The sequence below is a fragment of the Mesorhizobium sp. M4B.F.Ca.ET.089.01.1.1 genome (assembly GCF_004022605.1).
Lineage (GTDB): Bacteria > Pseudomonadota > Alphaproteobacteria > Rhizobiales > Rhizobiaceae > Mesorhizobium > Mesorhizobium abyssinicae.
The window spans coordinates 1-5,175 of the sequence record NZ_RZOS01000407.1 but is presented as its reverse complement, the minus strand read 5'-3'; the positions used below and the strand labels follow the sequence as shown (position 1 = coordinate 5,175).

Here is a 5,175-nt window from a genome sequence, read left to right as displayed (position 1 = left end):
CAGCCGCTCCGCCGCCAGTCAGCCAGCCGGCAGCGGCTACCGCCGCACCCGCGGTTCCCGCGCCCGGTGCAACGCCGCCGGCCGATGCTGCCGCACCTGCCGCGCCCGCCGATGCTGCCGCTCCCGCAGCGCCGGCTGATGCGGCCGCTGCTCCGCCAACACCGCCCTCCGGCGCACAGCCCGCGCCGGCAACCGGCGTCGCACCGGCCGCTGGCGCTGCGCCAGCTGCACCGGCCGCCGCGCCAACCGAAACCGCGCTGCCGGTCGGCCAGAAGGCGATCTTCTATGAAGAGCGCACCAGCACCCAGCAGGGCTCGGCCGAGCCCGGCAACATCGTCTGGTCGCTGGTGCAGGAATCGCCGGGCGGCGACCTGCCGCCGGAACCGGCGATCCGCGCCGAGGCGACCATTCCGGGCAAGGACATCCAGCTGCGCATGACTATCAGGCGCAACACCGACCAGACGCTGCCGGCCAGCCACATCATCGAGATGATCTTCCTGACGCCGGAAGGGTTTGACGGCGGCGGCGTCGACAACATCCTGCGCATCGCCATGAAGAGCTCCGAACAGGATGCCGGCAGCCCGCTGATCGGCATCCCGGCCAAGATCGCAGACGGCTTCTTCCTTGTTGCGCTGAACGACACCAAGGCCGACGAGGACGCCAATCTGACGCTGCTCAGGGGCCAGGACTGGATCGACGTTCCGGTCGTCTACAAGACCGGACGGCGGGCATTGCTCACCATGGAAAAGGGCATTCCCGGCGAGAAGGTGTTCGACGAGGCGCTGAAAGCCTGGCAGGCGAAAACGTCGGGATGAGGAAGGGCTGTCGTCGGCTCAGAAGCCTTGGAACAGCCTGGCGGCGAAGACGTCGTAGCGTGACATCAGAACTGCCGATGTTCTTTCAGCGGAACGCCATGCTTGTCGACATAGTCGTTCCAAGCATCCATGGTGGCGCGGTTCTCAAGCTTCCATAGTGGCGTTTTCTCGGCGGCGACCGCTTCGGCTATCCCGGCTTCGGCGGCTCGCGAGACGTTCACAGTGAGCCCCTTCGCTCCCTTCATGAGCTGTGAATCGATCGACAGATTTGCCGGCTGACGAACCGCGTTCGCGGTATCTTGCGCATGATGGCCTCCGCAACATGCGTATATGCGCATTGTACGGTTACGGCAGCGAGGCGGCGTTGATTGCCGCTCACCCCTCCATCTCTTCCCGCAGCATCTCCAGTTCGAGCCACTCCTCTTCCAGCGCCGCGAGCGTTACCCGCTCCTTGTCGAGGGCGGCGATGGTCTTCTGGAACGAGGCCGGATCGCGCTCGTAGTAGGAGGGGTCGGCGATGTTGTTCTCCAGCCGGGAGATCGAGGCGGTGACTGCCTCGATCTTCTTTGGCAGCGATTCCAGCGCGAATTTCTGCTTGAACGACAATTTCTTCGCCGGGCCTTTCGGCGCGGCCGTTTCAGATCTCGCTGCGGCGGGCGTTTCGCTGGCCTCCGCCCTTGGCCTTGCCTTGCGGTCTTCGAGCTTCGAGCCGCCGCGCTGCGCCAGCATGTCGGAATAGCCGCCGGCATATTCGATCCAACGGCCGCCGCCATCCGGTGCGATCACGCTGGTGACGGTGCGGTCGAGGAAATCGCGATCGTGGCTGACCAGGATGACGGTGCCGGCGAAGCCGGCCACCAGTTCCTGCAGCAGTTCCAGCGTCTCCATGTCGAGGTCGTTGGTCGGTTCGTCGAGCACCAGCAGGTTGGCCGGCCTGGCCAGAACGCGGGCGAGCAGCAGGCGCGCCCGCTCGCCGCCCGAAAGCTCGCGCACCGGCGTGCGTGCCTGCTCCGGCTTGAACAGGAAGTCCTTCATGTAGGAGACGACATGGCGCTGCTCGCCATTGACGAGAAGGTTCTCGCCGCGCCCGTCGGTGAGGTAATGCGCCAGCGTCTCCTGCGGATCGACGGCCTCGCGCTTCTGGTCGAGCGTGGCGATCTCGAGATTGACGCCGAGCCGCACGTTGCCGGCGTCCGGCGCCAGCTCGCCGGTCAGCATCTTCAGTAGCGTCGTCTTGCCGGCGCCATTCGGCCCGACCAGGCCGACGCGGTCGCCGCGCTGGATGCGGGTAGAAAAACCCTTGACCACGGTGAGGTCGCCGAAGCTCTTTTCGATGCTCTTGGCCTCGATCACCAGCTTGCCGGACTCGGCGGCGTCGCTGGCCACCAGGGTGGCAGTGCCCTCGGCGCCGCGATGGCTGCGGAAACGCTGGCGCATGGTCTGCAACTCGCCGAGCCGTCGCATGTTGCGCTTGCGCCGTGCGGTCACGCCGTAGCGCAGCCAGTGCTCCTCGCGCACGATCTGGCGGCCGAGCTTGTGCTGCTCGCGCTCTTCCTCTTCCAGCACCTGGTCGCGCCATTCCTCGAAATGGCCAAAGCCCTTGTCCAGCCGCTTGGTCTGGCCGCGGTCGAGCCAGACGGTGGCGCGCGACACGCGCTCGAGGAAGCGGCGGTCGTGCGAGATCAGGATCACCGCCGAGGAGGTGCGGGCAAGCTCCTCCTCCAGCCATTCGATCACCGACAGGTCGAGATGGTTGGTCGGCTCGTCCAGCAGCAGAATGTCGGGCTCCGGCGCCATGACGCGGGCAAGGGCGGCGCGGCGCGCCTCGCCGCCGGACAGGTCGTTCGGCCGCTCCTCGCCGGTGAGGCCGAGATGCTCCATCAGATAGGTGGCGCGGTAGGGATCGTCGGCCGGCCCGAGCCCCGCCTCGACATAGGCGCGCACATTGGCGAAGCCATCCATGTCGGGCATTTGCGGCAGGTAGCGCACCGTCGCCGAAGGCTGGCGGAACACCTCGCCGTCCTGCGGCTCGATCATGCCGGCGGCGATCTTGAGCAGCGTCGACTTGCCGGAGCCGTTGCGGCCGACCAGCGCGATCTTGTCCCCGGCGGATGCGCTGAGTGCCGCCCCGTCGAGCAGCGGCGTGCCGCCGAAGGTCAGTCTTATCCCGTCGAGATTGAGAAGAGGCGGGGCCATGTCAGCTTTCAGGAAGAGGATAGGGGTGAGCGAGCAGCAGCGCGCGGCCGTGGCCGAGAGCGACCTCAAGCCGCCCCTTGACCTCGTTGGATATAGTCAGCGACGAGCCGAACGCCACCTCGACATGGTCGAGCGGCCATTTGGCGCCGGTGACGCTGAGGCCGGAAAGATCGGAAAAGCCGAGCACTGAAAACAGCGTGCCGTCGGCATAGTCGAAGCCGGCTTTGCCCGGCAGAAGGGGGATGCCCTCCTGCGCGCCGCTGGTCAAAAGCACGCTGATGCCGGCTTCGGCCAGGCGGACGGCGAGCGCCAGATGCAGGAAGGCGTGGTCGGCGCGCTTGCCGCCGAAGGCGCCGGCCAGCACCAGGCCGGTGGCGCCGCGCTCGAGCGCCGCGGCGATCGCCAATTCGCCGTCCGTCTTGTCCTTCTCGGCCGAAAACACCTGGCGCGGCACGGCGGCCAGATCATGCGGCAAGTCCGCCGGCACGGAATCGAAATCGCCGACCCAGAGCTCGGGCGTCAGGCCCAGCATGCGGGCATGGCCGATGCCGCCGTCGGCGGCGATGACGCGCGCGCCGGCGAGCTGGCTGTCGAGCCTAGGCGTGCGGACGAGGTCGCCGCCAAGCAGGATGGTGAATGTGCCCATGGGCGTCGCCCTTATCAGCCTCGCCGGCGAAACGGAAGCGGCGCCTTGGAAACCCGGCAAACTTCCGCTTGCGCGGTGCCGTGGCCGGGCCTATGTGTCGAAACGCTCTAACGGGGTGCCGGACGCGGGTTTTCGCGGGCCGGCTGAGAGGCAATCGCCAACCCGCTGAACCTGATCCGGTTTGTACCGGCGGAGGGATTAGACGTTTCGGAACATCCGACGCCTCAATTCCTTTCAACACCAACGAAGGAGGCGCCGATGCGCACGCTCTTATCCCACCTTGTTCTGGCCACCGGCCTGGTTTCGCTTCTCGCGGGCCCTGCGGCCGCGAAGGACAAGCTCACCGTCTACACCTATGAGAGCTTCACCGCCGAGTGGGGGCCAGGCCCGGCGGTGAAGAAGGAATTCGAGGCCGAATGCGGCTGCGATCTCGAATTCGTCTCGGTCGCCGACGGCGTGGCGTTGCTCAACCGCGTCAAGCTGGAAGGCGCGGCGACCAAGGCCGACATCGTGCTCGGCCTCGACACCAACCTGACGGCGGAAGCCAAGGCGAGCGGCCTGTTCGCACCGCATGGCGGCGTGTCCGGCCTCAACGTCCCCGGCGACTGGAGCGACGACACGTTCGTGCCGTTCGACTACGGCTATTTCGCCGTCGTCTACGACACCGAAAAGCTGAAAGTCCCGCCGAAGAGCCTGAAGGAACTGGTCGAGGGCAGCGCCACCGACAAGATCGTCATCCAGGATCCGCGCACCTCGACGCCCGGCCTCGGCCTGCTGCTCTGGGTGAAGTCGGTCTATCGCGACAAGGCGCCGGAAGCCTGGGCCAAGCTCAAGCCCAAGGTGCTGACGGTGACGCCGGGCTGGAGCGAGGCCTATGGCCTGTTCACCAAGGGCGAAGCGCCGATGGTACTGTCCTACACCACCTCGCCGGCCTACCACATGGTCGCGGAAAACACCGAGCGCTACCAGGCCGCGTCCTTCGAGGAGGGCGAATATCTGCAGATCGAGGTTGCCGGCATCACCACGACAGGGGCGAAGAATCCGCTGTCGGAAAAGTTCATCGCCTTCATGACCGGCCCGAAATTCCAGGATGTCATCCCCGAAACCAACTGGATGTTCCCGGCCGGCAAGACCGACAAGCCGCTCAATCCGGCCTTCGACAAACTGATCAAGCCGACCAAGACCTTGCTGTTCAGCGCCGAAGAGGTCGCCGCCAACCGCAAGGCCTGGGTGGACGAATGGCTGGCGGCGATGAGCAAGTAGGTTTTTCGATGCTTGCGCCAAGCCACCCCCCGCAAGGGGGGAGAGATCACACAATCTTCGGAAGGGAGCCTTTGCCGCTGAGGACAGGCGCCGGCTCGGATGACTTGGCATCCTTCCTCTCCCCCGTCGATCGGGGGAGAGGTGGCGAGCGAAGCTCGACGGAGTGGGGGTCGACCTTGGCGCGCATCAAGACGATGCTTGCACGCGATCCTCTTTCCTGTGTCCGCTGCGGCGGTTTCCAGGTGGTTCCCCCAC

Annotated in this window: 4 protein-coding genes, 1 pseudogene and 1 riboswitch; of the genes and pseudogenes, 2 read left to right on the top strand and 3 right to left on the bottom strand. The window is 66.3% G+C overall.

The genetic code is table 11. The annotated features are described in order from the left end of the window. Positions 1-815 (top strand): annotated as a pseudogene (locus tag EN780_RS27110) (hypothetical protein); the annotation flags it as partial. Between the two features lie 65 nt (positions 816-880). Here EN780_RS27110 and EN780_RS40855 read toward each other — a convergent pair. From EN780_RS40855 to EN780_RS27095, 3 genes are all read right to left on the bottom strand, one after another. Then, positions 881-1,036, bottom strand: coding sequence for a type II toxin-antitoxin system CcdA family antitoxin (locus EN780_RS40855; RefSeq protein WP_245500154.1), 156 nt, complete (start codon positions 1,034-1,036; stop codon positions 881-883). A gap of 154 nt (positions 1,037-1,190) precedes the next feature. Beyond that, positions 1,191-3,011, bottom strand: a complete 1,821-nt coding sequence (locus tag EN780_RS27100) for an ABC-F family ATP-binding cassette domain-containing protein (RefSeq protein ID WP_128275832.1) — start codon at positions 3,009-3,011, stop codon at positions 1,191-1,193. Position 3,012: 1 nt separating this feature from the next. Continuing rightward, a complete protein-coding gene (locus tag EN780_RS27095; protein ID WP_128275831.1) occupies positions 3,013-3,657 on the bottom strand; it encodes a thiamine diphosphokinase in 645 nt (214 codons plus the stop codon). A 101-nt stretch (positions 3,658-3,758) separates the two neighbouring features. After that, positions 3,759-3,872: riboswitch (TPP riboswitch) on the top strand. A 43-nt stretch (positions 3,873-3,915) separates the two neighbouring features. Here EN780_RS27095 and thiB point away from each other — a divergent pair. Then, positions 3,916-4,920, top strand: a complete 1,005-nt coding sequence (gene thiB / locus EN780_RS27090) for a thiamine ABC transporter substrate binding subunit (RefSeq protein WP_128275830.1) — start codon at positions 3,916-3,918, stop codon at positions 4,918-4,920. The last annotated feature ends 255 nt before the right edge of the window (positions 4,921-5,175 follow it).

Bases quoted from the DNA above. Each gene is read 5' to 3' on its own strand.
- thiB (WP_128275830.1), top strand. From the start codon at position 3,916: ATGCGCACGCTCTTATCCCACCTTGTTCTGGCCACCGGCCTGGTTTCG.
- EN780_RS27095 (WP_128275831.1), bottom strand. From the start codon at position 3,657: ATGGGCACATTCACCATCCTGCTTGGCGGCGACCTCGTCCGCACGCCT.
- EN780_RS27100 (WP_128275832.1), bottom strand. From the start codon at position 3,011: ATGGCCCCGCCTCTTCTCAATCTCGACGGGATAAGACTGACCTTCGGC.